The 24,001-nt window shown below is 45.8% G+C and carries 23 protein-coding genes; 10 read left to right on the top strand and 13 right to left on the bottom strand.

Going from position 1 to position 24,001, the window contains the following annotated elements; all coding sequences use genetic code 11:
• Positions 1 to 4: 4 nt before the first annotated feature.
• Entirely contained in the window at positions 5 to 187 is a 183-nt protein-coding gene (locus tag B3N34_RS01985) for a hypothetical protein (RefSeq protein WP_286974469.1), read from the bottom strand.
• Positions 188 to 319: 132 nt separating this feature from the next.
• On the opposite strand from B3N34_RS01985, the gene B3N34_RS01980 reads away from it, so the two are divergent.
• The gene (locus B3N34_RS01980) at positions 320 to 493 is read left to right on the top strand and encodes a hypothetical protein (protein WP_286974467.1); all 174 of its coding nucleotides are present in this window, start codon (positions 320 to 322) and stop codon (positions 491 to 493) included.
• 191 nt (positions 494 to 684) lie between these two features.
• On the opposite strand, the gene B3N34_RS01975 is transcribed toward B3N34_RS01980, so the two are convergent.
• From B3N34_RS01975 to B3N34_RS01945, 7 genes are all read right to left on the bottom strand, one after another.
• Entirely contained in the window at positions 685 to 2,322 is a 1,638-nt protein-coding gene (locus B3N34_RS01975) for an N-acyl-D-amino-acid deacylase family protein (RefSeq protein WP_286974465.1), read from the bottom strand.
• A gap of 51 nt (positions 2,323 to 2,373) precedes the next feature.
• Positions 2,374 to 3,114, bottom strand: a complete 741-nt coding sequence (locus tag B3N34_RS01970; protein WP_286974463.1) for a gamma-glutamyl-gamma-aminobutyrate hydrolase family protein — start codon at positions 3,112 to 3,114, stop codon at positions 2,374 to 2,376.
• Between the two features lie 23 nt (positions 3,115 to 3,137).
• Positions 3,138 to 4,016, bottom strand: coding sequence for an ABC transporter permease (locus tag B3N34_RS01965; RefSeq protein ID WP_286974461.1), 879 nt, complete (start codon positions 4,014 to 4,016; stop codon positions 3,138 to 3,140).
• 31 nt (positions 4,017 to 4,047) lie between these two features.
• A complete protein-coding gene (locus tag B3N34_RS01960) occupies positions 4,048 to 4,968 on the bottom strand; it encodes an ABC transporter permease (protein WP_286974459.1) in 921 nt (306 codons plus the stop codon).
• An 81-nt stretch (positions 4,969 to 5,049) separates the two neighbouring features.
• Positions 5,050 to 6,636, bottom strand: coding sequence for an ABC transporter substrate-binding protein (locus B3N34_RS01955; protein ID WP_286974458.1), 1,587 nt, complete (start codon positions 6,634 to 6,636; stop codon positions 5,050 to 5,052).
• Positions 6,637 to 6,686: 50 nt separating this feature from the next.
• A complete protein-coding gene (locus B3N34_RS01950) occupies positions 6,687 to 7,652 on the bottom strand; it encodes an ABC transporter ATP-binding protein (protein ID WP_286974456.1) in 966 nt (321 codons plus the stop codon).
• Between the two features lie 20 nt (positions 7,653 to 7,672).
• On the bottom strand, positions 7,673 to 8,638 hold the full coding sequence (locus B3N34_RS01945) for an ABC transporter ATP-binding protein (protein ID WP_286974455.1): 966 nt from the start codon (positions 8,636 to 8,638) through the stop codon (positions 7,673 to 7,675).
• A gap of 259 nt (positions 8,639 to 8,897) precedes the next feature.
• Here B3N34_RS01945 and B3N34_RS01940 point away from each other — a divergent pair, with 259 nt between their 5' ends.
• From B3N34_RS01940 to B3N34_RS01925, 4 genes are all read left to right on the top strand, one after another.
• A complete protein-coding gene (locus tag B3N34_RS01940; protein ID WP_286974453.1) occupies positions 8,898 to 9,737 on the top strand; it encodes a dienelactone hydrolase family protein in 840 nt (279 codons plus the stop codon).
• A 156-nt stretch (positions 9,738 to 9,893) separates the two neighbouring features.
• Entirely contained in the window at positions 9,894 to 10,889 is a 996-nt protein-coding gene (locus B3N34_RS01935; protein WP_143270385.1) for a TRAP transporter substrate-binding protein, read from the top strand.
• A 63-nt stretch (positions 10,890 to 10,952) separates the two neighbouring features.
• The gene (locus tag B3N34_RS01930; RefSeq protein WP_349679681.1) at positions 10,953 to 11,450 is read left to right on the top strand and encodes a TRAP transporter small permease; all 498 of its coding nucleotides are present in this window, start codon (positions 10,953 to 10,955) and stop codon (positions 11,448 to 11,450) included.
• Positions 11,450 to 12,733, top strand: coding sequence for a TRAP transporter large permease (locus B3N34_RS01925; protein ID WP_286974444.1), 1,284 nt, complete (start codon positions 11,450 to 11,452; stop codon positions 12,731 to 12,733). Before B3N34_RS01930 ends, B3N34_RS01925 begins: the two co-directional genes overlap by 1 nt.
• 10 nt (positions 12,734 to 12,743) lie before the next feature.
• Here B3N34_RS01925 and B3N34_RS01920 read toward each other — a convergent pair whose 3' ends face one another.
• The 3 genes from B3N34_RS01920 to dctP are packed head-to-tail and all read right to left on the bottom strand — an operon-like array spanning position 12,744 to position 15,556.
• On the bottom strand, positions 12,744 to 14,033 hold the full coding sequence (locus B3N34_RS01920) for a TRAP transporter large permease (RefSeq protein ID WP_213698897.1): 1,290 nt from the start codon (positions 14,031 to 14,033) through the stop codon (positions 12,744 to 12,746).
• Entirely contained in the window at positions 14,030 to 14,512 is a 483-nt protein-coding gene (locus B3N34_RS01915) for a TRAP transporter small permease (RefSeq protein ID WP_213698896.1), read from the bottom strand. Before B3N34_RS01915 ends, B3N34_RS01920 begins: the two co-directional genes overlap by 4 nt.
• Positions 14,513 to 14,521: 9 nt before the next feature.
• Positions 14,522 to 15,556, bottom strand: a complete 1,035-nt coding sequence (dctP, locus tag B3N34_RS01910) for a TRAP transporter substrate-binding protein DctP (RefSeq protein ID WP_414632096.1) — start codon at positions 15,554 to 15,556, stop codon at positions 14,522 to 14,524.
• 76 nt (positions 15,557 to 15,632) lie between these two features.
• On the opposite strand from dctP, the gene B3N34_RS01905 reads away from it, so the two are divergent.
• Together B3N34_RS01905 and B3N34_RS01900 are read left to right on the top strand one after the other, a co-directional pair.
• Complete coding sequence (locus tag B3N34_RS01905) at positions 15,633 to 15,992, top strand: hypothetical protein (protein ID WP_286974439.1); 360 nt, start codon at positions 15,633 to 15,635, stop codon at positions 15,990 to 15,992.
• Positions 15,993 to 16,090: 98 nt separating this feature from the next.
• Positions 16,091 to 17,422 carry an SH3 domain-containing C40 family peptidase gene (locus tag B3N34_RS01900; protein ID WP_286974436.1) on the top strand — a complete coding sequence of 444 codons (1,332 nt, stop codon included), beginning with the start codon at positions 16,091 to 16,093 and terminating at the stop codon, positions 17,420 to 17,422.
• Positions 17,423 to 17,469: 47 nt separating this feature from the next.
• Here the strand turns inward: B3N34_RS01900 and B3N34_RS01895 are convergent, their stop codons facing one another.
• Entirely contained in the window at positions 17,470 to 18,366 is an 897-nt protein-coding gene (locus B3N34_RS01895) for a radical SAM protein (RefSeq protein WP_286974433.1), read from the bottom strand.
• Positions 18,367 to 18,912: 546 nt separating this feature from the next.
• Here B3N34_RS01895 and B3N34_RS01890 point away from each other — a divergent pair.
• The 3 genes from B3N34_RS01890 to B3N34_RS01880 all read left to right on the top strand — a co-directional run bounded on the left by B3N34_RS01890 (position 18,913) and on the right by B3N34_RS01880 (position 22,007).
• Entirely contained in the window at positions 18,913 to 19,557 is a 645-nt protein-coding gene (locus B3N34_RS01890) for a SagB/ThcOx family dehydrogenase (RefSeq protein ID WP_286974430.1), read from the top strand.
• Positions 19,558 to 19,689: 132 nt separating this feature from the next.
• Positions 19,690 to 20,619 carry a RadC family protein gene (gene radC, locus B3N34_RS01885; protein ID WP_286974428.1) on the top strand — a complete coding sequence of 310 codons (930 nt, stop codon included), beginning with the start codon at positions 19,690 to 19,692 and terminating at the stop codon, positions 20,617 to 20,619.
• Between the two features lie 227 nt (positions 20,620 to 20,846).
• The gene (locus tag B3N34_RS01880; protein WP_286974426.1) at positions 20,847 to 22,007 is read left to right on the top strand and encodes a Fic family protein; all 1,161 of its coding nucleotides are present in this window, start codon (positions 20,847 to 20,849) and stop codon (positions 22,005 to 22,007) included.
• Between the two features lie 282 nt (positions 22,008 to 22,289).
• Here the strand turns inward: B3N34_RS01880 and B3N34_RS01875 are convergent, their stop codons facing one another.
• Positions 22,290 to 23,846, bottom strand: a complete 1,557-nt coding sequence (locus B3N34_RS01875) for an L-serine ammonia-lyase, iron-sulfur-dependent, subunit alpha (RefSeq protein WP_286974423.1) — start codon at positions 23,844 to 23,846, stop codon at positions 22,290 to 22,292.
• Positions 23,847 to 24,001: the final 155 nt, after the last annotated feature.

Below are 24,001 nucleotides of genomic sequence, written 5' to 3'. Positions count from 1 at the left end.
TCTACTATCTGAAATTAAAGTAATCCTTCCCACCCGGCGGTCGGTCTCCATAAGAAAAAGGGCCAGAAGCGTAATAATAACGCCACTGGCCGTTGCTAAAGTAATAACCGCCGGATATGGAGGCGCACATGCTACTGATGGCACTGATACATTGCCCTGACGTAGCTAAGAAACGTTGTCCTATCATCACTTGGCGCCTCCTCCATTTCGCAAAATTTTAGGTTGACAATTATGTTATACGACATGTCATAGTTTGTCAACAAAAATTTTTTGAGATGATAAAAAATGCAGCATTCGGGGTACAGCCGTCAGATATCTTTTGAAACAGGAGTCGACGGGCGAGACATGGCTTGTCTCTGAGCTTGGCAGGCCGACATTCTCTCCCGGCTGTGCGGTATCCCTTGAGCCGAAAGGCTCTTGGATTCTTCCCCTGGTGACTGCTAGCGAGACTGCAGAAGAACGCCTGTGGAACGAAGGCGTAAGAGTCAGTTAAAACTTGAAAACCGCCCCTTTTCAGACATCCTCTCCCGATTTATTGTTATAATACGAGATGATGTTATTAATCATAGACTTTTTTAATAAATAGTCGGGCAAAGCTCTTTTAATATCGTTCGGGACGAAAAATTACTGAAGGCGGCCGAAAAAAAGCGGCTGCTCCGGCTTGTTAATCGGTTTTGAAACAATTTAATCTTTAACCCCTGCAATCTTGTTTAATACGATGCCAGGGAGATTTCCAGTATGAAAACCCTTCTCGATGACCATTTGGCCATTTACTATTACGTACTCAATTCCCTTTGGATATTGATGGGGGTTTTCAAATGTCGCTGTGTCGATGATTTTATCGGGATCAAATATGGTTATGTCGGCAAAATAATCTTCTTTTATGGCTCCACGTTTTCGTATGTTGAATCTCTCCGCAGGCAATGACGTCGATTTTTTTACGGCTTCCTCCAAGGTCAGGACTTTTTCTTCCCTTGTGTAATGTCCCATTATACGAGGATAGGTGCCGTAATAACGGGGGTGCACAGAACCTTTGCTCAATTCCCCGTAGGTCGCGCATGCCCTTCCATCTGTTCCAAAGCAAGCTTCGGGATGAGACATGGCGTAGACCAAGTCCTTTTCGCACATGGCAAAGAATATGCACTTCACGGAAGCATCTTCATCGATCAACAATTGAATGACGGCTTCATAGGGGGTGCATTTCATGTCTTCGGCTATTTTCTTTATCGTCATTCCTTCGTATTTTTTGTTCTTATCACTCTTTAATAAGGCTACTTTGACGCATTCATCCCATTCATCGCAGACCATTATCGTCTCCCAATCTTCTAATCCCTCTTCCATGTCCTTTACCGCTCTTCGTCTAGTCTCTTCGTATTTGAGAAGGTTTACCATTTCCTTGGGCCCGTCTCTTTTTGCCCAGGGTGGGACTAAATCGATAAGGCCGCTACCATAGGCCGTATAGGGGTAAACGTCAAATCCGACATCAAGGCCGGCGTCTTCAGCCTCGTCTATCAAAGTTAAGGCTTCATTGACTTTGCCCCAATTGGGCTTGTAAGTGGCCTTTAAGTGCGATATTTGAATTCTTACTCCAGTCCTTCTCGCTATCTCTATGGCATGTTTCACACAAGGTATTAAATCCTTGCCTTCGTCTCTCATGTGGATGGCATAGATTCCGCCATAATCTCTTATCATCTCGCATAATTCGGCAATTTCGTCCATATCGATGAAGTTACCTGGTTCGTATTGAAAGGCTGTGGATAGACCATAAAATCCACTATCCAGTTCTGACTTTAGCAATGCCTTCATCTTATCCATTTCATCATGCGTAGGTTTTCTCTGGTCAAACCCCATTACGCCGACATGGATCATTCCATGTCCCACTAAGGGTGCTAGATTGAAGGACACTCCATCCCTAGAAGAATAATCCAAAAAACTTTTTTGGCTTTTCCAATCCCATATTTTTTCCATTTCATCGTTTAATACAATTGTATTGGCTAAATATTGCAACTGCTCATTTTTATGCTCAGATACTATAGGTCCAGCAGTAAATCCGCAATTTCCGACCACCTCAGTAGTTATGCCCTGCCTTATTTTGCTCTCTCCAAAATTATTTATAAAGATAGTAAAGTCAGAATGACCATGAGCGTCTATAAAGCCCGGAGACACTATTAAACCCTTGGCGTCTATGTATCTTACGGCGCAATCTTCGATGTTGCTTTGAATTTTGTAAATATAGTTATCTTTTACTCCTATATCTGAAATGTATCTCTTTTTGCCGGACCCATCTATTATAATTCCATTTTTTATAATTATATCTAACATATTATTCCTTTCTAATAATCATATATTTTTAATCGCTATGTTGCAGCTTGACTACGATCGAGTTTTCTTAAAGTCCCTGGCGCTTTCGACGAAAAGATCGATGATCCTCTTTGCCTGTTTGCTGGATAGCAACATCTCCTCAGGATGAAACTGAACGCCCACTACGAAGGGATCCAAAGTGGATTCGATTATTTCGATGACCCCATCATCGGATATGCCGCTTGCGATAAAGCCTTCGGGTACGGCCTCTATGGATTGCACGTGAAAGCTGTTGACCAGCATGTTGTCGGCCTGCAAGAGGAGCTTCGCCTTCGTATTGTCAGTTATTCTAACATTATGAGTCGGGTGATCTCCCGACTCCTTTTGTCGATGGCCCTGCAAAAAATGAGAGTAATCCATCTTCCCCCCAAACACCTCGGCAATCATTTGACAGCCTCGGCAGATGCCCAAAATGGGCATTCCCTTCATGCGGGCATGAAGGAGCAATTCTTTCTCGAATTCATATCTTTTAGGTTGTTGTTCCGTCAAGGTAGGGCGTGTCGTCTGCGACAGGATTCCCTCCAGGCTGCCACCCCCACTGAGCAGGAGGCCATCGATCACCATCATGATATCCTCAATTAGGGGTATCAATGATTCCCTCTCGTTGATCATGGGAAGGATAAAGGGAGTGCCGCCAGAGTATAAAATAGCATCGACATATTGCTTGCCAATATAGATGCAACCGACTTTATTTTCATCGCTTGACCACGTTTCAGCCGACCATACGCTGCTTATTCCGATTATAGGCTTCAAGATTTTTACACTCCTCCATATTTTTAGTTTCGAAGTCTCGGGTCAAGGGTATCCCTCAGGGCATCCCCGAAGAGATTGAAACCCATGACAATCAAAATGATCATCAGCCCGGGAAAGACCGTTATCCAGGGAGCATCGAAAAGAAAGGAGCGGCCAGAACTCATGATCGAACCCCAGCTGGGCAAAGGGGGCTGTATCCCGAGTCCCAAAAAACTCAGCGTCGCTTCTACGATTATGGCCTTTGGTACCTCGAGCGTCGTTAGGACGACCAAAGGAGCCAGGGAATTTGGTAAAATGTGGCGTAATATAATTCTAAGATCGGAATATCCGAGAATCTTAGCTGCTTCTATGAACTCTTGGCTTTTCAGGGATAGAAATTGACCTCGCGTTATGCGGGCAAAGGACCCCCAGGAGGAAAGCGCTATGGCCAGACATACGTTGAACAAACCTGGTCCAAGGATGGCGATGATGGCTATTGCGAGCAACGTCATGGGAAAGGCTAAAGCTATATCTACCAACGCACATATGGCGCTGTCCAAAATACGACCGTAATAACCGGCGATGCTTCCTAAGAGAAGTCCTGCGAAGAGAGAAATGCCCACTGCCAGAAAGCCAACCTTAAGAGAGACTCTCGAACCATAGATCACCCGACTAAAAATATCGCGCCCAAATTCGTCAGTGCCGAACAAATGGGCCCTCGATGGTGATTGCAGCATGGACGGCAAATCCTGTTTAGCGTAATCATGAGTGGCTATCAGCGGAGCCGCAATGGCGCAGAGAAACATCAACATTATGATGACCAACCCAAAGACCGCGGCTTTATTGCGAAACAAACGCTTCATCAAATGCCAGAAGGCGCTCTCGCTTCTGGCAATCCTGGCACTTGCTACCTCTTCAGCCATATATAATCGCCACCTTATCAACCTTCTTGTATCATCTCAACTTTATACGCGGATCTACAACCGCATATAAGACATCTGCAAGGAGGTTTCCCAATATTATGCAGGTCGTCAATACAACCATTGTCCCCTGAACGACAGGGTAGTCGCGGGCCAAAATGGAATCGACCATCAACCTTCCCAATCCAGGTCTGGCAAAGACGATCTCCACTACGACAGATCCCCCCACAATCCATCCTATGCGCAATCCCAACAAGGTAATTATCGGAATTAATGCATTTCTCAGGGCATGACGGTTAATTACGACCCGCTCAGGCAGGCCCTTGCTTCTGGCGGTGCGTATGTAATCCTGGCGAATTACCTCAAGCATGCTAGATCGCACCATTCTAGCGACCAAAGCCGCATCGGTTATTCCAATCGTCAATGCAGGCAAAAAGAGATGCTTCCATGTCCCGTAACCTGAAATCGGGAAAAGCCTCAGTTTGAAAGCTACTATATACAAGAGCATCAGCCCAAACCAAAAGGTTGGCATCGAAATGCCGATCAGAGAAGCGGCCATAAGCGAGTAATCCGTGGCGGTATTTCTCTTCAAGGCGGCTTTAATACCAATGGGAATTGCTATTAAAAATGACATGATCAAAGCCGTCACGCTCAATTCAAAGGTGACGTAAAACCTCTCTGCAATCAATTCTGATACGGGCTTATGCTGAATTATCGATTGTCCCAAATCGCCGCGAATAAGAGATCTCATAAAGCCAAGATATTGGACTATCAAGGGTTGGTCCAAGCCATATTGATGACGTATATTTTCCCGCACTTCAGGGGTTACGTTAGGACCGACGATCAAATCTATAGGATCTCCAGGAGATAAATGGAGCATTGAAAATATGATGATCGTCATTCCCAACAAAGTTAAAGCTAGAAATGTCATTCGCCTGGCGAAATATCTTAGCATCACAACCACTCCTGCTGGTTATTGGAGAAGGGGCTTGCATGAAACCCCCTTCTCCAATCATTAAATTTAACAAAGATGGTTCTATTTGGTTTCTATATCGATTCCGTCGCTGTATTGAATCATCCATGGATGGATCTTGAAGTTTTTGACCTCTTTCCGCACTGCCAACATCATGTCTGGAATGTAGATAGGGCACCATACTGCCTGTTCGATGAGATATCGCTGCACTTCCTTATACTTCTCCGCTCGCTCTTCCCACGTAGGTGCAGTCGCGGCCGAGTTGATCAGCTCGTCTGTCTTGGGATCACACCAGCGGGAGTGGTTGGGATAGGGAAACTGCGACGATAACAAGAACCAATCGAGAATATCGGCATTGGGCCAGCTATAAAGGCGGACGAAAAGGTCTTGTTGCCCTGCCTTTAGCATGGCAACATAGCTTGCGCTGTCGAAAAGCTGAATCTTTGCCCTTATCCCTATTTCCGCTAGTTGAGCCTGAAGAACCTCCGCGAGCCTTCTCGATGTAGAATCGTTTTCCGCTGAAAGAGTGGTCTCAAAGCCGTCTGGGAATCCTGCTTTGGCAAGCAGCTCCTTCGCCTTAGCGGGGTCATATTTGTAGCCCAACTCCTCGCTTTCCTCCAGATATTCATCTTTCAACGCCTGGGGAAGATAGCCGTATGCAGGCGTGGCATAGCCACTAAATATGTATTTCACTATCGTTTCTCTGTCGACTGCGTGATTGATTGCCCTCCTGACGAGCACGTCGTCAAAGGGCTTTTTGTCACATGCATAGGCTAGATACCCCAACTTGGTCGACTGTTCAGTAAATATGTTTATTTCGGGATTGTTCTTCAATTTATCGACCTGCAATGGAGGCACATCACGAAGCACGTGGACCCCACCGGTCAAAAGTTCCATTATGCGCGAGCTTTCCTCCGGTATAGTTCTTATGACCAATTCATCGAAAAGCGGTGGCCCCTGATTGGACATCCATTCCGGCCCCCAATTGTAATGAGGGTTTTTGACGAGCACTATCCTGTCTCCACGGACCCATTCCTTGAACATAAAGGGACCAGTTCCTATGACGGTCTTGATACCGTAGTCCTCCCCATATTCATCATAACAACCTGCCTTCTGAATTCCGGAGGCCGTGTTGGATAAGTTGAAAAGCAGGTTCGGAAATGGATATTTCAACGTCATCTGCACAGTATAATCATCGATAATTTTGACTTGGTCGATGGCCTTGAGATCTCCGGCAAAGGGAGAAGCTGTCTTCGGATCTTTAATTGTATCGATTGTCCATTTCACGTCCTTTGCGGTAAAAGGGGTGCCATCGTGGAACTTGACTTCCTTTTTTAAATGAAATGTCCACATCAGCCCGTCTTCCGATACATCCCAACTTGTCGCCAACCCCGGTCGATACCTGAAATTGTAATCCCTCGACACCAAGCGATCGTGCAAATAGATCAACGCATCCGAATACCATGCAGCTTTCATGGTGTCTAAAATATCGGGATCCCTATCCATGGCTTGAACGATGACCTTCTTTTCCGCAGCCATCGAAGGAGATTCTGAAAAGATTATGCCAAAAAAACCAAAAAGTACGATCAGCGCAATAAAAATGCTCACCCCAAAAGGACCTTTTCCCACAGAACCTCTATACCTCCTCATTTTTTCTACCTCCTTCTTTTTTTGGACATCACTTTATTATTAATTATTATTTAAGCATAATGACAAGCTACAAAATGATTGATACCTTTTTTAATTAAAGGCGGTTCCTCAATTGAACATCTTTCTTTGGCCATAAAACATCGAGGATGAAACCTGCAACCCTCGGGGGGATGCAAAGGGCTCGGAACATCTCCCTCGAGGATTCTGCGTCTTATATCTCTATCTTCCAATACATCCGGTATGGCCTCTAGAAGGGCTTGCGTATAAGGGTGAAGGGGGGTGTCAAACAATGTATCGGTCTCCGCGATCTCCACGATTTTGCCGAGGTACATAACAGCTACGCGAGTGCTAATATGCCGAACGACGCTCATATCATGGGAGATGAATAAATAGGTTAAATTAAATCTCTTTTGAAGCTCTTCAAATAAGTTTATTATCTGAGCCCTGATTGAAACATCAAGTGCCGAAACGGGTTCATCGCAAATTAAAAACTCGGGGTCTATGGCCAATGCTCTGGCGATTACAACTCGCTGTCTCTGCCCTCCGCTCAATTCATGGGGGTATCTGTTGCGGAAGTGTTTAGCCAAACCCACTGCGTCCATCAGCTTTTCTACTTTGTGCTTTCTTTCTAATTTAATCGACCTCTCGTGAACGATGAGGACCTCTTCAATGGTGTCGCCCACTGTAAGTCTAGGATTGAGCGAACCGAAGGGATCCTGAAAGACCATCTGGGCCTTTTTGCGAAACTCTTTAAGCTGTCTTTTATCGAAGGAGAGCACATCGATTCCGCGATAATAAACCTTGCTTTCCCCTAAAGCCTCTACAAGCCTTACTATGGCCCTGCCCAGAGTTGATTTCCCACATCCGCTTTCTCCAACTAAGCCGAGGACCTCGCCTGCTTTCACTTCTAAGTCTATGCCATCGACTGCCCTTATGTATTGTTTTTTGCCAAAGGTTCCGCTTGTCGCCGAGAAGTATACACGCAAATCCTGCAATTGAAGCAAAATTTCCGACATAAAATCATTCCTCTCTCACTTCACGGGATGTTGTAACATCGAACAAGACGATCGTCCACCTTCGATAGCGTTGGTTCGGTATGTACGCAACGATCTGAGGCATAATCACAACGCGGTGCAAATCGACAACCTGAGAGTTTCTCTTGAGGAGATGGCACGCTGCCTTTGATGGACTTCAATGGCTTCCTTGGTCCCTTTATGGTGGGCAGAGAGGCAAGAAGGCCTTTCGTATAGGGATGAAGGGGGTGTCTCAAAACATCCTTCGTAGGTCCATATTCGACGATACGTCCACAGTACATTATGGCAACATTATCCGCCACCTCATTGATTACTCCCAAGTCATGGGTGATAAACAATACTGCAGTCCTCATTCTTTTCTGAAGTTCAAGTATTAAATCTAGAATTTGAGCCTGAACCGTTACGTCTAAGGCCGTTGTCGGTTCATCAGCTATCAGGAGGCTTGGATTACAGGCTAAGGCCATGGCGATCATGACACGCTGCCTCATGCCGCCGCTAAGTTCATGGGGATATTGGCGCAAACGCTTTTTGGGCAGGGAGACTTTGCAAAGGCGCAACAGATGCTCGCTTTTTTCCAGTGCCTCTTTTTTGGATACTCCTTCATGAAGCATTATAGCTTCGGAAATTTGAGCTCCAATGGTAAGAACGGGGTTTAAGGAAGTCATCGGTTCCTGGAAGATCATAGAAATCTCATTTCCGCGAATCCGTCTCATTTCGTCTTCGCTTTTAAGCAAAAGATCTTCGCCTTTGAATAATATCTTTCCATCGACGATCTTTGCAGGAGGCGATTGTATCAAGCGCATGATAGAAAGGGCTGTCACGCTTTTGCCAGAACCTGACTCTCCTACTATGCCCAGTGTTTCTCCTTCTTGAACGACGAAACTAACTGAATCCACCGCTGTGATTACGCTATCTTCGATGTAAAAGTAGGTCTTCAGGTTTCTCACATCCAGTAGCGGAATATCCACTAAGGCGCACCTCCCACTTAACGGATATATATATCCGCTTATGAAATAATATAACCGAGCATCGTATATGTCAAGTGAAAATGAAACTCAATCATTATTCGATTATTTCAATAAATGAATTCTCAAAAATAATTATAAAGGATTTTGACGTGCTTCAGAAAGACGTATCAATTGAGGACCTACCCTTTACAATTACATCATATAATTTAAAATAAATACAAATAAACGGTTTACTCAAAAAGAGGGGGAGGTCGATATGATGTCAGACAAAGGAATTTCAATTGCATTTGCAACGATCTGTCTGTTTTTGATCGTTGCTTTGCTACCCGCATTGGCAGGTACTAATCCTTTACTGCAACGAGCAGAGGGAGCTCAGACGTTGAAAGAAGAGATAATAACATACAACCACGGAGATACTGTACTTGAGGGCTATTTGGTCTACGAGGAATCCGTCAAAGACAAACGTCCCGGGGTCATCATAATTCACGAATGGATGGGTTTATCGGAATACGAGAAGATGAGGGCCAGACAAATAGCAGAGCTGGGTTATGTCGCTTTCGCCGCCGACATCTACGGTAAGGGCGTGAGGCCCAAAAACGCAGATGAAGCAGCACAGTTGGCAGGGAAGTTCAGAAGCGACAGGAATCTATTGAGGGAAAGGGGTCAGGCGGCCCTTTCGGTGCTCCAAAATCATCCTCTTGTAGATCCCGAACGCATAGCGACCATGGGATATTGCTTCGGAGGAGGAGCATCGCTTGAGCTTGCAAGGAGCGGAGCGCCAATTAGAGGAGCCATAAGCTTTCACGGAAATCTTGACACGCCAAACCCGGATGATGCTAAAAATATCAAGGGGTCAATTTTAGTCCTGCATGGTGCCGATGACCCAATGGTCCCAATGGAGCAGGTAATTGCCTTTCAGGAAGAAATGAGAAGCGCTAACGTTGATTGGCAGATGATCTTTTATGGCAATACAGTACACAGTTTTACCAACCCGGAATCGGGCAATAACCCCGAAATTGGCGTTGCCTACAATCCGATATCGGAAAGGCGCTCCTTCGAAGCCATGAAGGCATTTTTCGACGAGATATTCGCAAAGTAGAGTATTGCGTTAGCATATACGTGGCCTAGCAAACTCAATTTCTACTTGTTAGGCCACGTATTGTAAGTTACACACTCCCTTAAAATACTATTCTAGAATTCCGATAAATGTGTTATATTCTGTCACAATGAAATACATCATAAGGGGGAGTAATGTATGAGCTTTAAGCGGTGGTTGAGTTTATCAATGGCAGCGATGTTTTTGTTCTTTTTCGCCTTTTGCGCATCTGCGGCCGACTACACGATCAAGGTGGGAACCATTCAGCCCGAAAGCCATCCCGACTGTGTCCTAATGAGGGAGGTCTTTCAAAAATACGTGGAAGAGAACTCCGGCGGTAGAATAAAGGTCGAGCTATATCCCAATGCACAGATGGGTGGAGACAGGGAGATGGCCGAAGCAGTTCAATTGGGCATCCTTCAGATGGCCCTCCCCGTTACGTCCATTACAGCCAGTTTCGAGAAGAGTTTCAACGTCGTCGAACTTCCATATCTTTTCACGACCAGGGAATCAGCATTTGAGGCGCTCGACGGGGAGTTGGGCAAGGAGCTGGACAAGAGATTGCTTAAAACGGGCATGATGAATTTAGGCTATTTCGAAAACGGTTTCAGACACATTACCAACAACAAACGCCCTATCTACAGTCCCGAGGATTTGAAAGGCCTGAAGATAAGGACAATGGAAGTGCCTCCGCATATCGCCTTCTTCAAAGAATTGGGGGCAAATCCCACTCCTATGAGCTTTGGTGAGCTTTACACGGCCCTTCAGCAAGGTACCGTAGACGGTCAGGAAAACCCCATAGTTCTAATACACGACAGCAGGTTCTATGAAGTACAGAAATACTGTTCTCTGACCGGACATGTCTTTTCCGTCGTTCACATTTTGACCAATAAGTCCTTCATTGATAACCTTCCCTCCGAGTTGCAGGAAGTCGTAAAGGAAGGAGCAAGGAGGTTTGTGGCAAGACATCGGGAAGTCATGCCACAGGAAGAGGAAGAACTTATAGTGGAACTCCAAAACAAGGGCATGAAGATAAACGACCTCACGCCCGAGCAGAAGAAGCCCTTCGTTGAAGCGGCCCACGCCATTTACGAGCAGTTCAAGGGCGAGATCGGAGAAGACATCATCGCCCTGGCTGAAAAGGTAGCAAAATAGATCAAGATTTAAGAGGGGCTCATGTCTTTAGGGCCCCTCTTGTTTTTCGGGGAGGAATTCATGTTGAAATCATTTGCCTTTAATTTAAAAATGTTCGACAAGCTCGAAGAATATCTGCTCGTCAGCAGCATGGTGGTAAGCGTCTGCATAGTATTTCTCCAGGTTGTAATGAGATACGTCTTTCAAAACTCTCTCACGTGGAGCGAAGAGCTTGCCAGATATATCTTCCTGTGGCAATGCTGGATAGGAGCAAGTTACGCCGTCAAGAAAGGCAGCCATATCCGAGTCGAAATTTTACCTAACAAATTTGCTGGCAAAAAGAAAGTTATGTTTGAAGTTATTATTACGCTAATATGGTTTTCATTTACTATATTTCTAGCCTATACTGGGACACGGATTACAACTCATGTCTTCAATAGCGGACAACTTTCACCTGCAATGAGAATTCCTATGGGCTACGCCTATGCCTCCGTTCCTGTGGGTTGTTTTTTGATGTTAATACATTTAGTCGAAGATCTGGCGGGGTTATTTCGTAAGTTCAAGCAAGAGGAGGCCTTTTAATGGAAGCGCTGTTGCTGTTCGCCCTCCTCATAATCTTCATATCGCTGAGCGTTCCGATAGGTGTCACGATAGGCCTGGCAACTGCGATATGCCTTGCGACAACGACGGATATCCCTCTCGTTTTAGTGGCGCAAAAATCGGTGACCGGGCTCGATTCCTTTCCCCTCCTGGCGATCCCCTATTTTATACTGGCAGGTGCATTGATGCTTGAGGGAGGCATATCCAGACGACTGGTAAACCTCGCCGACAGCCTGCTCGGTTTTGTCACGGGAGGGCTGTCCATGGTCACCGTGTTGGCCTGCATGTTCTTCGCTGCCATTTCAGGTTCGGGCCCCGCAACGGTTTCCGCAATCGGCTCTTTTATGATACCGGCGATGAGGGATAGAGGGTACGATTCCGGTTTTGCCGCTGCCCTGACGGCTTGTGCCGGTTCTATCGGCGTTATAATCCCACCAAGCATTCCCTTCGTGATATATGGTGTCGTCGCACAAGTTTCGATCGGGGACATGTTCATTGCCGGTATCATACCAGGAATAATATTGGGGATTGCCCTGATGACAGTATGCTACATCATCTCCCGCAAAAAAGGATACCTTGGAAGCGCCCAGAGGCCTTCCTTTAAGGCTATTGGCAGGGCTTTCAAAGAGGCCGTGTGGGCTTTGATCATACCCGTCATCGTCTTAGGTGGCATATACGGCGGCATCTTTACCCCTACAGAGGCGGCTGTTGTAACTGTCGTATACTCTTTTTTTGTCGGCAAATTCGTGTATAAAGAGCTCACTCTGAAAAAAATATACAATTGCTTGCTAGATTCATCTTTGGTTAACGGCGTTACGCAGTTTATGATCGGGCTTTCCATGGCCTTCGCCTCCTACCTTGCATTGGCACAAATACCGTCGACTGTCGCTTCATGGCTTTCTGGCATATCGAGTACGCCCTGGGTAACATTGCTTATAATCAATATCTTTCTGCTCATACTGGGATGTTTTGTCGATAACATTCCTGCCGTAATTATCCTTACACCTATACTTCTTCCTATCATGAGACAGCTTGGGGTCGATCCTATCCATTTTGGGGTGTTTCTCACCGTAAACCTTGCCGTGGGTTTTGTTACGCCTCCCTATGGCATTAACCTCTTTGTTGCTACGGCCATCTCAGGGGAAAGCATTGAAAGGATATCCAAGAACCTACTTTACTTCATAGCTGCAATGATATTATGTGTCCTTCTGCTAACGAATATTCCTGGTTTATCCCTGTGGTTGGTGGGGATGTTAAATCATTGAGGTCAATTCATTAAAGCCCCAGTAATTTTGGAACATAAATTGTTAGACCCGGGAGCAATATGATCAAAGTTAATACGACAAGGGAGACAGCTATAAAGGGCCATATGAACTTCAATACCTCACTTAAAGGCACCTTGCCCACCGCAGAAACGATGTAGTTACAAGCACCCATAGGAGGGGTTACCAGGGCAATGGTGACGTTTAGCGTCATGACGATGCCAAAATGCAGTGGGTCAATGCCCGCCTGCAGGGCCAGCGGATAAAATATGGGCGTAAGAAGGGTAAGGGTCGCCACTTCTTCCATGAAGCAACCCACCACGAATATGATGGCGCTAAAGGTCAACATGAGCAAGACGGGGCTTGAGGTCAACCCTGCTTCGGCAAGCAAGCCCGCAAATTGCTGCGGTATTCTTTCCCATTTGAGCAGCCAGCCGACCGCTTGTGCTGCTCCCATTATCAGAAATATTGAGCTGGTCGTGCGCACCGTCTCGTAAAGTGCCTCGAAAATGCCCCTTTTGTCGAGTTTTTTGGTGTAAAACAGCCCTACCAGGAGGCAGTAAGCGGCAGCCAATGCCCCAGATTCCGTCGGGGTTACTATGCCTGTAACTATGCCGCCGATGATGATTATCGGCGCAAGTAAGCCGGATATGGATTGAATTAGTATCTTTTTTGCCTGCGACCTTTCTTCTCCGCTCGAAATCGGGGCGCCGTATCTGAAAGAATAGAAGTAATTCATGACAGCATAGGATAGGCCTAAAATCAACCCCGGAACGATGCCGGCTGCAAAAAGACCGCCGATCGACGTGTTTGTCATGGAAGCATAAATGATCATGAAGATCGAAGGAGGTATTATGGGACCAATGAGAGAGCTTGCGGCAGTAAGGCCTGCAGCGTAACCTTGGTTGTATCCTTCCTTTTTCATGGCCGGAATTAAGATCGAAGAGAGAGCAGAGGCATCTGCAGCTGCTGACCCGTTTACGCCTGCCAGTATTATCCCTGCAACTATGTTTACATATCCCAATCCGCCGCGCATGGAGCCCACTAAGAGCTTGGAAAAGTCTATGAGCTTGTCGGTAAGACCTGCCCTGTTCATCAAAGACCCGGCCAGGACGAAAAAGGGGATGGCCATCAGGGTGAAGGAATCCATGCCGCCAAAGAGCTGCTGGCTTACGACGCGAAGGAGCGAGGCGTCACCCAATACCGCTATCCCGGCAAAGGCAACCGATAAGAGCGAAAGGTAAAGGGGAAGGCCTATTAACATAAGAAAAAAGAAGAATAGCAGTAAAAGAAGCAGACTCATCTCTCGTTCGCTCCCATGTCTTTTCTGTAGATGACAAACTCCACAAGCAGTATTCCAAGGCCCACCGGCAGAGAAAGCAGCGGTATGGTTTTGGGGATTTTTAAGCCCATCGTCCTCATGTTCCAGGCTCCAATGGCATTATGGGCTCCAAAATAAACGACCAATATTAGCACGATAACGCCTATGATGAACTTGAGCACGTTGAAGATGCGCTGCAACTTCACGGGAAGCTTGGGCAGGATGAAGTCTATGGCCATCATATCTCCTCGAAGGTGTGCACAGCTTGCCCCCACCATGACCATCCATATCAGCGTGTATCGCGCCAACTCCTCCGTCCAGATGAAGGAAGTATGAAATAGATACCGCGAGACCACTCCCGTGAGTATGTCACATATATTTAAGGCCAAGAGCGAGCACGAGACGTAAGCGCATGCCCGCTCTATGGCCGCAGACAACTTGGGCAAAATATCCTTCGGCATGCCTAGTCCTTACTTTACGGCCTCATTTGCGGCCTTAGCGTCTTCCAGAGCCATATTTAGCCATTCCTCGTCAACAGTAGCCTTTAGCCATTCTATGTAAGCCGGCTGACCTTTGTCCCTAAAGGCGTTCATTTCATCCTCGTTCGGGGCATAAACTTTCATCCCTTTTTCCTCGAGGAACTTTATCTGTTCTGCATCTTGTGACTCGACCATCTCTCTGGTCATCACGTTGGCCTGATGGGCGGCTTCGGCTATCGCCTTTTGCTCGGCTTCGGGTAGTCCGTCAAAAAGATCGCCGTTTACCACCAAAAATTGGTCTGAATACTGAATGTTGGCCAAAGTCATATATTTTTGGACCTCGTAAAGGCTTCCTATGATGATGTAGGTGGCGGGGTTCATCTGGCCGTCGACGACGCCTGTTTTTAAGGCCATATAAAGCTCCGTCCATGGGATGGGTATGCCGCTTGCGCCAAAGGCTTTGTAAAGTATCACCTGGCCTTCGTCCATTGCCCTGAATTTAAGTCCCTTAAAGTCGTCAGGGCTTTTAATTTCGCGCTTTGAGTTGGTAAAGGCAAGAAACCCACCCTCTTCTACGGCCTCCAGCAGGACGGCGCCAGTGCGTTTTTTGAACTCCTCTTTTACCTTTGACCAATATCTGCCGGAGTCGAAGAATTGGTGGGCCGCCTTGTAGCTGTCGAACATGAAGGGAATCGAAGCTGCATAAAGTTCGGGTAAGAGGGGGGCCATGCCGGCATATGACGCAACGTTTATGATGGGTTGGTTAAGCCCGCTCTTCGTCAAAAGCTCCATGCGTTCCTCTTCAGTGCCCAGCTGACTGTCGGGATAAAGCTCGATCTTTATCTTGCCTTCAAGTTTGTCCTCTACTAGCTTTTTGAAATTAACGGCGTAATAGTGGACAGCATTATTAACCTCGTCGGGTGGGCCGTTGTAAGACATCTTAACCGTCAGCGTCTCTGCCAGTGCAGGCCCTGACAAAGCCAATATAGAGACCATGATAAGCAAACAGATAACTGCGCGCCTCATTTTCATCACTCTCCTAATCTATTTATGACTCAGTCAAACTTGAAATTATTATAATGAATTCATGCAATGCCGGTCAATGCGAGCCAAAAGTACATTGGTCGCCCTTGCTCTTATCTTGACAAAGACGTTGGACTACATCCTTGCCGTTACCCTGCAATTTATATTTATACTTTACATTGTTCATGGCATAGCCTTTATAGCCCTTCCCATCGTTAATAAAAAGTTCTACGAGAGTGCTATTTTTAGACCGGGAAAGTTTTTGGTCTTAGGCGGCGGGTTGTTCTCTATTTGTTGTATGATAGCCTTTAGCTATAAGATGATCATCCAGACGTGGCAGTTGATGCTTATTTGTGCCGCAGTAGGAACGGGGATTTTCTTATACGGAAAAGTAAGGGATTTTAAAAGCGAGGTTTTAAGCGAGGCAGAAAAGCTATAATAAAGCGGGGTTCGTGCCGGCGTTTTTTGACGAACGGCGGATCTAGCATTGCGCTTTGTTAGATCGATATATTATTTTTGATATTAGGAGGTTGTTTGTTGTCCCTTTTGAGGCTTACTAAGGCGTTTAAAGAGATATTTTTTGGGATCATGCTTTTGATTTTGTGCGTTTTCCCTTTGGAGGGCACTGCATTCGGGGAATTATCGCCAAAGGTCCCGCAGAACCCCTTTTACTATCTGAGGAGCGACTTTGACAAGCCCCTGTTAACGGCGCAAGAGCAGGCCAAAGGGGCAGCTGTTGCTAGAGATCGTTTTTTTCTCCCCTGGAATGGAAATTTTAGGCATTCAAAAGACGATTTATTGTGGCCCTTTGGCGTTTACTTGCCGGGGCGGGTTTACGGAGAAAATGAAAGGCCCAGGCAGAAAAATTGGTTTGACGATATTTACGCCAGGGCGAATGTCGAGGCTTTTCGAAGTTTGGACATGCCTGGCATAGTCATAGCCGAAGGAACGCTTAGGGCCTTTCCTACTTTTGAACCCATCTTTTTATCTCCCGATCTTCCGGGGGAGGGATATCCCTTCGATTACGGTCAAGTTTCCTGGGTGAACCCGGGGGAGCCGATACGAATTTCCCATTTCGCTCGGGATCGTACGTGGGCTTACGTGGAGACCTCCTTTGCGGCGGGGTGGATAGATTCCAGAAAGGTAGCCTACGTTAACGAGGAATTGCTGAAAAGGTACGCCTCTTTGCCGCTTTCGGCGGTAGTGAAGGACGATACGGCTGTAAGTAAAGACGGTCGTTTTCTCTTCAATGCCAAAATGGGTACTCTTCTGCCTTTAAATAAGGAATTGCTCTATGAGATGGAACTTCTGGTGCCGACCGGAAAGGACGATGCCGGTTTTGCGACCTTCGGCTTGGCTCGCCTTTCGAAGGAGAAGGTGAAGAAATGGCCTGTAGAATTCAATCAATGGAACGCTGCCAGGATGATAGACGAGATGATTGGGGAGACTTACGGTTGGGGAGGGTTATACGGAAAAAGGGACTGTTCTGCAGCTACGAGAGATTTATTTTTGATTTTTGGCATATGGCTTCCAAGAAATTCTAAAGCCCAGGCAAGAAGCGCAAAGCCGATTTCCCTTGAAGGCTTAACTTTCGATCAAAAAGAAAAAACAATAATTAAGCAGGGCATTCCCTTCGGGAGCCTAATTTACAAACCAGGGCACATCATGCTTTATGTCGGCACTTACAGGGGAAAGGCCGTAGTTTTTCACAACCTTTGGGGGCTTAAGACGCAAGTCAAGGGTAAAGAGGGCCGTTACGTCATAGGCCAATCCATATTGAGCACCTTGGACATCGGTAAGGATTTGCCCTGCATAGATCGGGAAAGCTTGCTGATAAATACGGTAACGGCGATGACAAATCTCCTGTAAAACAATTTCCAAGCCTACCCCGGGGCTTCCCATAAACGGCAGATCACTCATTTCTCACATATTCGATGAATGCTATGTTTTCGCGCTATCTTCACTGCCCTTTGAAACTCAGCGCGATTGATGGACCTCGAAAGCTCAGGATACTGCTTAGCCTTGTATAAAGGGTGGTACTGGTCCATTATGTTTACGAAGGTTTCGGTAGAAATTTCTGTGGCCAAAAACTCCATCACTTTTTCTGTTCCGGCAAGGTCGTTTGGAAGTACCAGGTGCCTCACTAAGAGCCCTTTAACGGCAATTCCACTATCGTCCGTCTTTAAATCTCCCACTTGCCGGTGCATTTCCTTGACTGCACTTTTTGCCACAGAAAAGTAATTAGGAGCTGAAGAATAACGCATGCCCCGTTCGTCATCGCCGTACTTAATGTCCGGCATGTATATATCGACGATCCCGTCAAGTAATTTCAGAGTATCGACGGAATCGTAGCCGCCTGTGTTGTAGACGATGGGAATTTTCAAACCCTCCTCGAAGGCGATAAGAAGGGCTTCCAATATTTGGGCGACGCAGTGCGTGGGAGATACCAAGTTGATGTTATGACAACCCATCCTTTGAAGCTCAAGCATGATGTCAGCCAATTCTTGGGCGGAGACCTCATTGCCCTTGCCAAGTTGACTGATATCGTAATTTTGGCAAAAGACACATGCCAAGTTGCAGTGGGTGAAAAATATCGTGCCTGAGCCAAATCTTCCTACTAAAACTTTTTCTTCGCCGAAGTGAGGTCCGTAGCTGCTCACGATGGCATTTCTTCCCGTCTTGCAAAAGCTCTTTTCGTCTTTAAGGCGATTTACGTGACACTTCCTTGGACACAGTTCGCAATTCGACGAAATTTCTAAGGCCTTTTCTAGGCGTTCTGATAGCTTTTTTAGAAATTTTTTGTCCTGTTTCATGATGAACACCTCAAGTAAAAGGAGTTAAATTTACGCCCCCTTGGTTACTGTAGTGGGTCAAATTGTAGTCTAAACTGAGGCAAGATAGTTTTCAATAAAACTTCGATACCTGCATTGCAAGTTTGCTGCTCGATCTTTGGTGCCTTACGCCCTGTAAAAGGGCGTTGCCTTATTATTTTTCAAGAAAATAATGCTACTGGTATTATAACAGACGCATTGCACGAAAATTTGGAGTACCGAACTCTTAAAGAAGTTGGTCGTCATCGTTCAGCTTCTGCTCATGTCGAAAATGAACAGATGAGCGTAGTTTCACGCAAGGCTATTCGGCCCTTTGGCGAATACGGTGATCATCTTTTGCTAAAATGATATAGCAATATATGTTTGGCAATTAGCGAGTGCAGTTACAAAAAATCTAGTGCAGCAGCATTCCTATGTTGAAAATAGGCTTGTACTGTTATTTATCAAAAAAGTGGTGATTTTATGAATAAAACAAAGTTAATAATCATGTTTGTGGCATTAATATGCTTAGGAATGGGAGGGTTTTTCATGATGACAGGAGCAGGATATGGAAGTGAACCAGGGAAGCATGCCAATGGAAAAATAAAGCTACCTGAACCCAAATACGAGAGCGACACATCTGTTGAGAAAGCTTTGCTTGAACGAAGATCGGTTCGCAGATACAAAGATGAGCCGCTGACGCTTGCTGAGGTTTCACAACTCCTTTGGGCTGCGCAGGGGATCACCGGTCAAAGATGGGGCTTTAAAACGGCACCTTCCGCAGGTGCACTTTATCCACTTGAATTGTACGTCTTGGTTGGCAATGTAGATGGCATCGCAAGAGGCGTATATAAGTATGTGCCCCGTGGGCATGAACTCTTAAAGGTCATAGATGAAGATTTACGAGACAGTTTGGCTGTCGCAGCTCTCAGGCAATCTTGCGTCAGGGATGGCGCCATTGACTTGGTATTTACCGCAGTTTATGAAAGAACGACGGGTAAATACGGCGATAGGGGCATCAGATATGTGCATATGGAAGTCGGGCACGCTGCTGAAAATGTTTGTCTGCAAGCTGTTTCTTTAGGCCTTGGCACAGTGGTCGTTGGAGCCTTTAGGGATGAGGAAGTAAAAAAAGTTTTAAGCCTTCCAAAGGAAGAACGTCCGTTGTGTATAATGCCTATAGGAAGGATATAAGTATCTACGTTATGCGTCGTGTATCGTGTCGTTGCACAAAAGGCAATTAGTTAACGAGTACATTTGTCCCATCTCAAATTTCACGGAGCCGCGAGATATCATCATAGAAAATGAACGGAGGTTGTTATCGGCATGAGCGACGAGATTTTGTCGGCAAAAGAACTGCTTGACTTCATGGTGGCAAACGCCATTTATCCGATGTACAGCAAAAAAGGAAAGGTATATTTAAGATGTTCCAAAAAGGGGTTGCTTGCCGAAGAAAGGGCGAATGACATAGTCTTGCAGTTAAATATCAATACAGCTGATGAATGCGAAAAGTTAAGGGGAAAAATTAAAAGAATGGTGGCAGAGCGGAAATCGACACGGCCGATCAAAGAATGGGTGAAAGAGGAAAGGCCAAGGGAGATGCTCGTGCAGCTTGGGGCAGAAAATCTACCCTTGGCCAAACTTTTGGCGATAATTTTAAGGACCGGGAAAGAGGGCATGAGCGCAGAAGAGCTCGCAAGGACTTTGCTCAACCGTTTTGGATCGCTTCGCGGTATAGATTCGGCGCCCATCTCAGAAATTTCCAAAATTGATGGAATTGGCCTTGCCAAGGCCGTACAAATAAAGGCAGCCCTTGAGCTTGGTAAGAGATTTTTTAAGGAAAAGGCTGAGACGAAGAAAAAGTTAAATAAACCTGACGATGTGATCGGCTATGTTTCCGAATATTATGCCCCCTATCTGAGGGATAAGCAAAAGGAAGTTTTTATCGTCATTCTTTTGGATATTAAAAATAAGCCCATTGGAAATGTTGAGATAAGCAAGGGCAGCGTAAATGCCACCGTGGTCGATCCAAAGGAAATCGTAAAGGCTGCGTCCTTAAAATCTGCATCTTCAGTCATACTGGTTCACAATCATCCTTCGGGCGAAACGACGCCATCGTCGGAAGATGTCGAGCTTACTAGCCGCATATCCTACGCCTGTGATCTTGTGGGCGTAAACGTGCTCGATCACATAATAGTAGGCAAAAATCAGGGTGATTTTTACAGCTTTGCTAGGGAAGGCATGATATTAAATTAAAGGCGATTGCTGCTCATGGTGCTCATGGTGTGGAGTTTAAGTCTTTTCGAGGTAACTTTTGTGCCGAAGGACAGCATGCCAGCCCGCCCCCCGAATAATGTTTTGTTTTGTGTAAAAGGTAACCTTCAATATAGATTGTGACGATCTCTATATTGAAGGTAGACTTTAATATGAAGTTACAAGATAATTTATATTAAATTTTAAATTAAATTAAGGGGTTGGGTAATATGGATAAGTCTAAAGTAGAACGGGCAGGTCAGTATATTAAACAACTAGAGGGTTATAAAGCATATATTCCCAAGCCGTTGCCTCCGGACCCTCCGATAGAAATAGATGATTCAATGCAAACCATGCTTTCTCAGGCTGAACTATCTTTAGGCCGTTTGGATGGATCTATTCTAACGCTTCCTGATCCAGACCTTTTTGTTTTTATGTATATCCGCAAGGAGGCAGTCTTATCAAGTCAAATTGAGGGAACGCAAAGCTCTCTAAATGACGTCTTGGAAGCAGAAGCCAAGATATTTAGTAGATCAACTCAGTCTCGTGATGTTGGAGAAGTGCTAAATTATGTAAACGCCATGAATTATGGTTTGAAACGCTTGCAAACGCTTCCAGTATCAGTGCGTTTGATTCGTGAAATTCATAAGCGTCTTCTCAAAGATGTCCGTGGATCAAAATGTCAACCTGGCGAATTGCGAACCACGCAAAATTGGATAGGGCCCAGCGGTTGTGCGTTGATGGATGCAACCTTCGTTCCTCCTCCACCTAGCGAGGTCCCCAAAGCCCTTAGCGATTGGGAGCGTTTCCTGCATGATAATCAAAAAATGCCGTTCTTGATCAAAGTTGGATTAGCTCACGCCCAATTTGAGACCATACATCCATTTCTTGATGGCAATGGAAGGATTGGGCGTCTTCTTATAACCTTTCTTCTGTGCGAACGCGATATATTACGGAAGCCAGTGCTTTATCTTTCTTATTATTTTAAACGACATCGACAGCAATATTATGATCTTTTGCAAGCTGTTCGGGATTTAGGAGATTGGGAATCTTGGTTAAAATTCTTCTTAAGGGGTATTGTGGAAGTATCTCAAGAGGCTGCAGCTACTGCCAAAAAAATTGTAGAACTTCGAGAAGCACATAGGATCTTGATCATCGAACAATTTGGTCGCGTAGCAGGTAATGGCCTTAAAGTGCTGGAATCCCTTTATTCTGGGCCTATTATTTCGGTAAATGATGTTGCCCAAATGACCAAAACCAGCTTTACTGCTGCTAATAAGCTGACACAAAAGTTTGTCGAACAGGGGTTACTCTCAGAAATTACAGGCCAGACGAGAAATCGACAATTCCGTTACGATGCTTATATAGATCTCTTTGCTGATGAACGCTAAGATTTAATATAAGTGATGGCTGTAATTCCATCTTTTCCAAATTTTAAATTGGAGTGCCAGCATGCCTCATGGTGTAACGTGGCAATATAGTATTATCAAGCTGAATTCATGTAGGATAATTATTTCCATACAGCAGTTTATGAAGTAATGAAAAAACTGTTCCAATGTATCCGCGATATGAGAGGCGTAAACGTGCTCGATCACATAATCGTAGGCAAAAACCGGGTGATTTTTGCAGCTTTGCTAAGGAAGGCCTGATATTTAATTAAAGGCGATTGCTGTTCATGGTGTGGAGTTTAAGTCTTTTCGCGGCAACTTTTGTGCCGAAGGACAGCATGCCAGCCCGCCCCGGGATGTGCAGCGCAGTTCTGCAGGAAGCATTTCTCCAACACTGTGGACGGCGTCGATGGTCTCGTCCAAAGGAATGAAATTTTCGTAACCTCCAAGTATTAGGTCGGCGCACAAAAGAGCTTGTGAGGCAAGGGCCGCGTTTCTGGTGTGACAGGGGATTTCCACGATGCCCTGAACCAAATCGCAAACGGAGCCCATGATGTTTTGAAATACTATCGCGGCGGCATCGCAGGCTTGCTTGGCTGTGCCGCCTGCCGCTTCTATTACGGCCGCAGCGCTCATGGCGCCTGCTGCACCTATCTCTACCTGACAACCGGCCACCTCCGCCGCAAAGGTGCTTCGTCTGGCCAAAGCCAGCCCCACGGCTCCGGCAGCCCAAAGCGCATTTAAAACTTTCTTTTTGTCTAATCCAAAGTCTTCCATGAGGGTAGATAATATCGATGGTATTACGCCGGCTGAGCCACCTGTCGGGCTTGCACACACTACGCCTCCAGATGAGTTAACGTGCATGACTGCAAGAGCCCTTGTGGCAGCACGAGAATGGACACCGCCGATGAAAAGTTTGCCCTTCTTTTCCGATTCGTACATCCTCCACGCTGTAGAAGTCAGCAGTTTCATCGGCAAATCCTTGCTGGTTAGTCCAATCCGGACCGATTCCAGCATCACCTTCAACCTTTTGTCCATTTCTTCGTTTAGGTGGGTTGCAGACACATCGAGAAGCGACTCTTCGTAAAAAAGAGCCGCCTCTCCTAAAGTCATATTCTTTTGTTCCGCCAGGCTTAAAAGCTCAGATGTATCTGTAAATGCCTCTTTGCCCTTAAGGGGGAAAAGGATGGGTTTGGTCAGGTATGAAGAAATTACACCAAACTTGTTAGATATGCCGGCAGGAGGCTCAATGGGTGAGCTTGCATAAAACGCCACATTGCAAGCCACGGCTATTCTTTTTGCCTCTTTATCCCAATTTCTTAGAGTGGCAAAAAGCTCCTCTTTGTCCTCCCTTTTTGTCGAGGGGTCTAATATCAATATCAGCTCGTAGCGATCTCCGGTGATCTTTACGGGTATATCGTTTATAGATGCTATTTCTATTGAGCCTCCTCCTATGGAACGGGCATGCACGGTTAGCTTCTTTCCTTTTTCACCTGTTGCCTCTATTAGAGTGCTGTTGGGGTGGTCTGCCTCAGGAAAGGTTTTGAGCTTAAAAGAAACTTTTATGTTTTTTGATGAGGCTATTTCGAGCATGCGCGGGAATTCAGGATCGGTGAGATCGCGATCCAGTATACCAGCCACGAAAGCCAAATCACTGCCTTGATCGTGGTAGCATACGGCCATGGAGCTTGCCGGATGAAAGCAGAAAGTAACTTCCGTCGGCTTTTCCCCCAACAAGTCTCTTACTATCCGGCCAATCCTCCAGGGCCCTGCGGTGTGCGAGCTAGACGGCCCTCTCATTATTGGGCCAATTACATCATTAAGGATGCTTACGCGCTTCATTTTATTACCTCCTGTTTAAGCTATTTCCGTCAACTGCGAAACTTCCGCAAAACTATCTTAGTTGAATCGTAAGAATAATAATAGAAAGTTTTAAAATTGCCAGATTCGCTTTAATTAAGGCAACCTAAGAAATAGCTCGTTTCTTCGTTAAACTA

Origin of the sequence: Acetomicrobium sp. UBA5826 (assembly GCF_002433005.1) — a bacterium.
GTDB lineage: Bacteria > Synergistota > Synergistia > Synergistales > Acetomicrobiaceae > Acetomicrobium.
The sequence above is the reverse complement of the archived record's forward strand: the minus strand, read 5'-3'. Positions and strand labels throughout refer to the sequence as shown.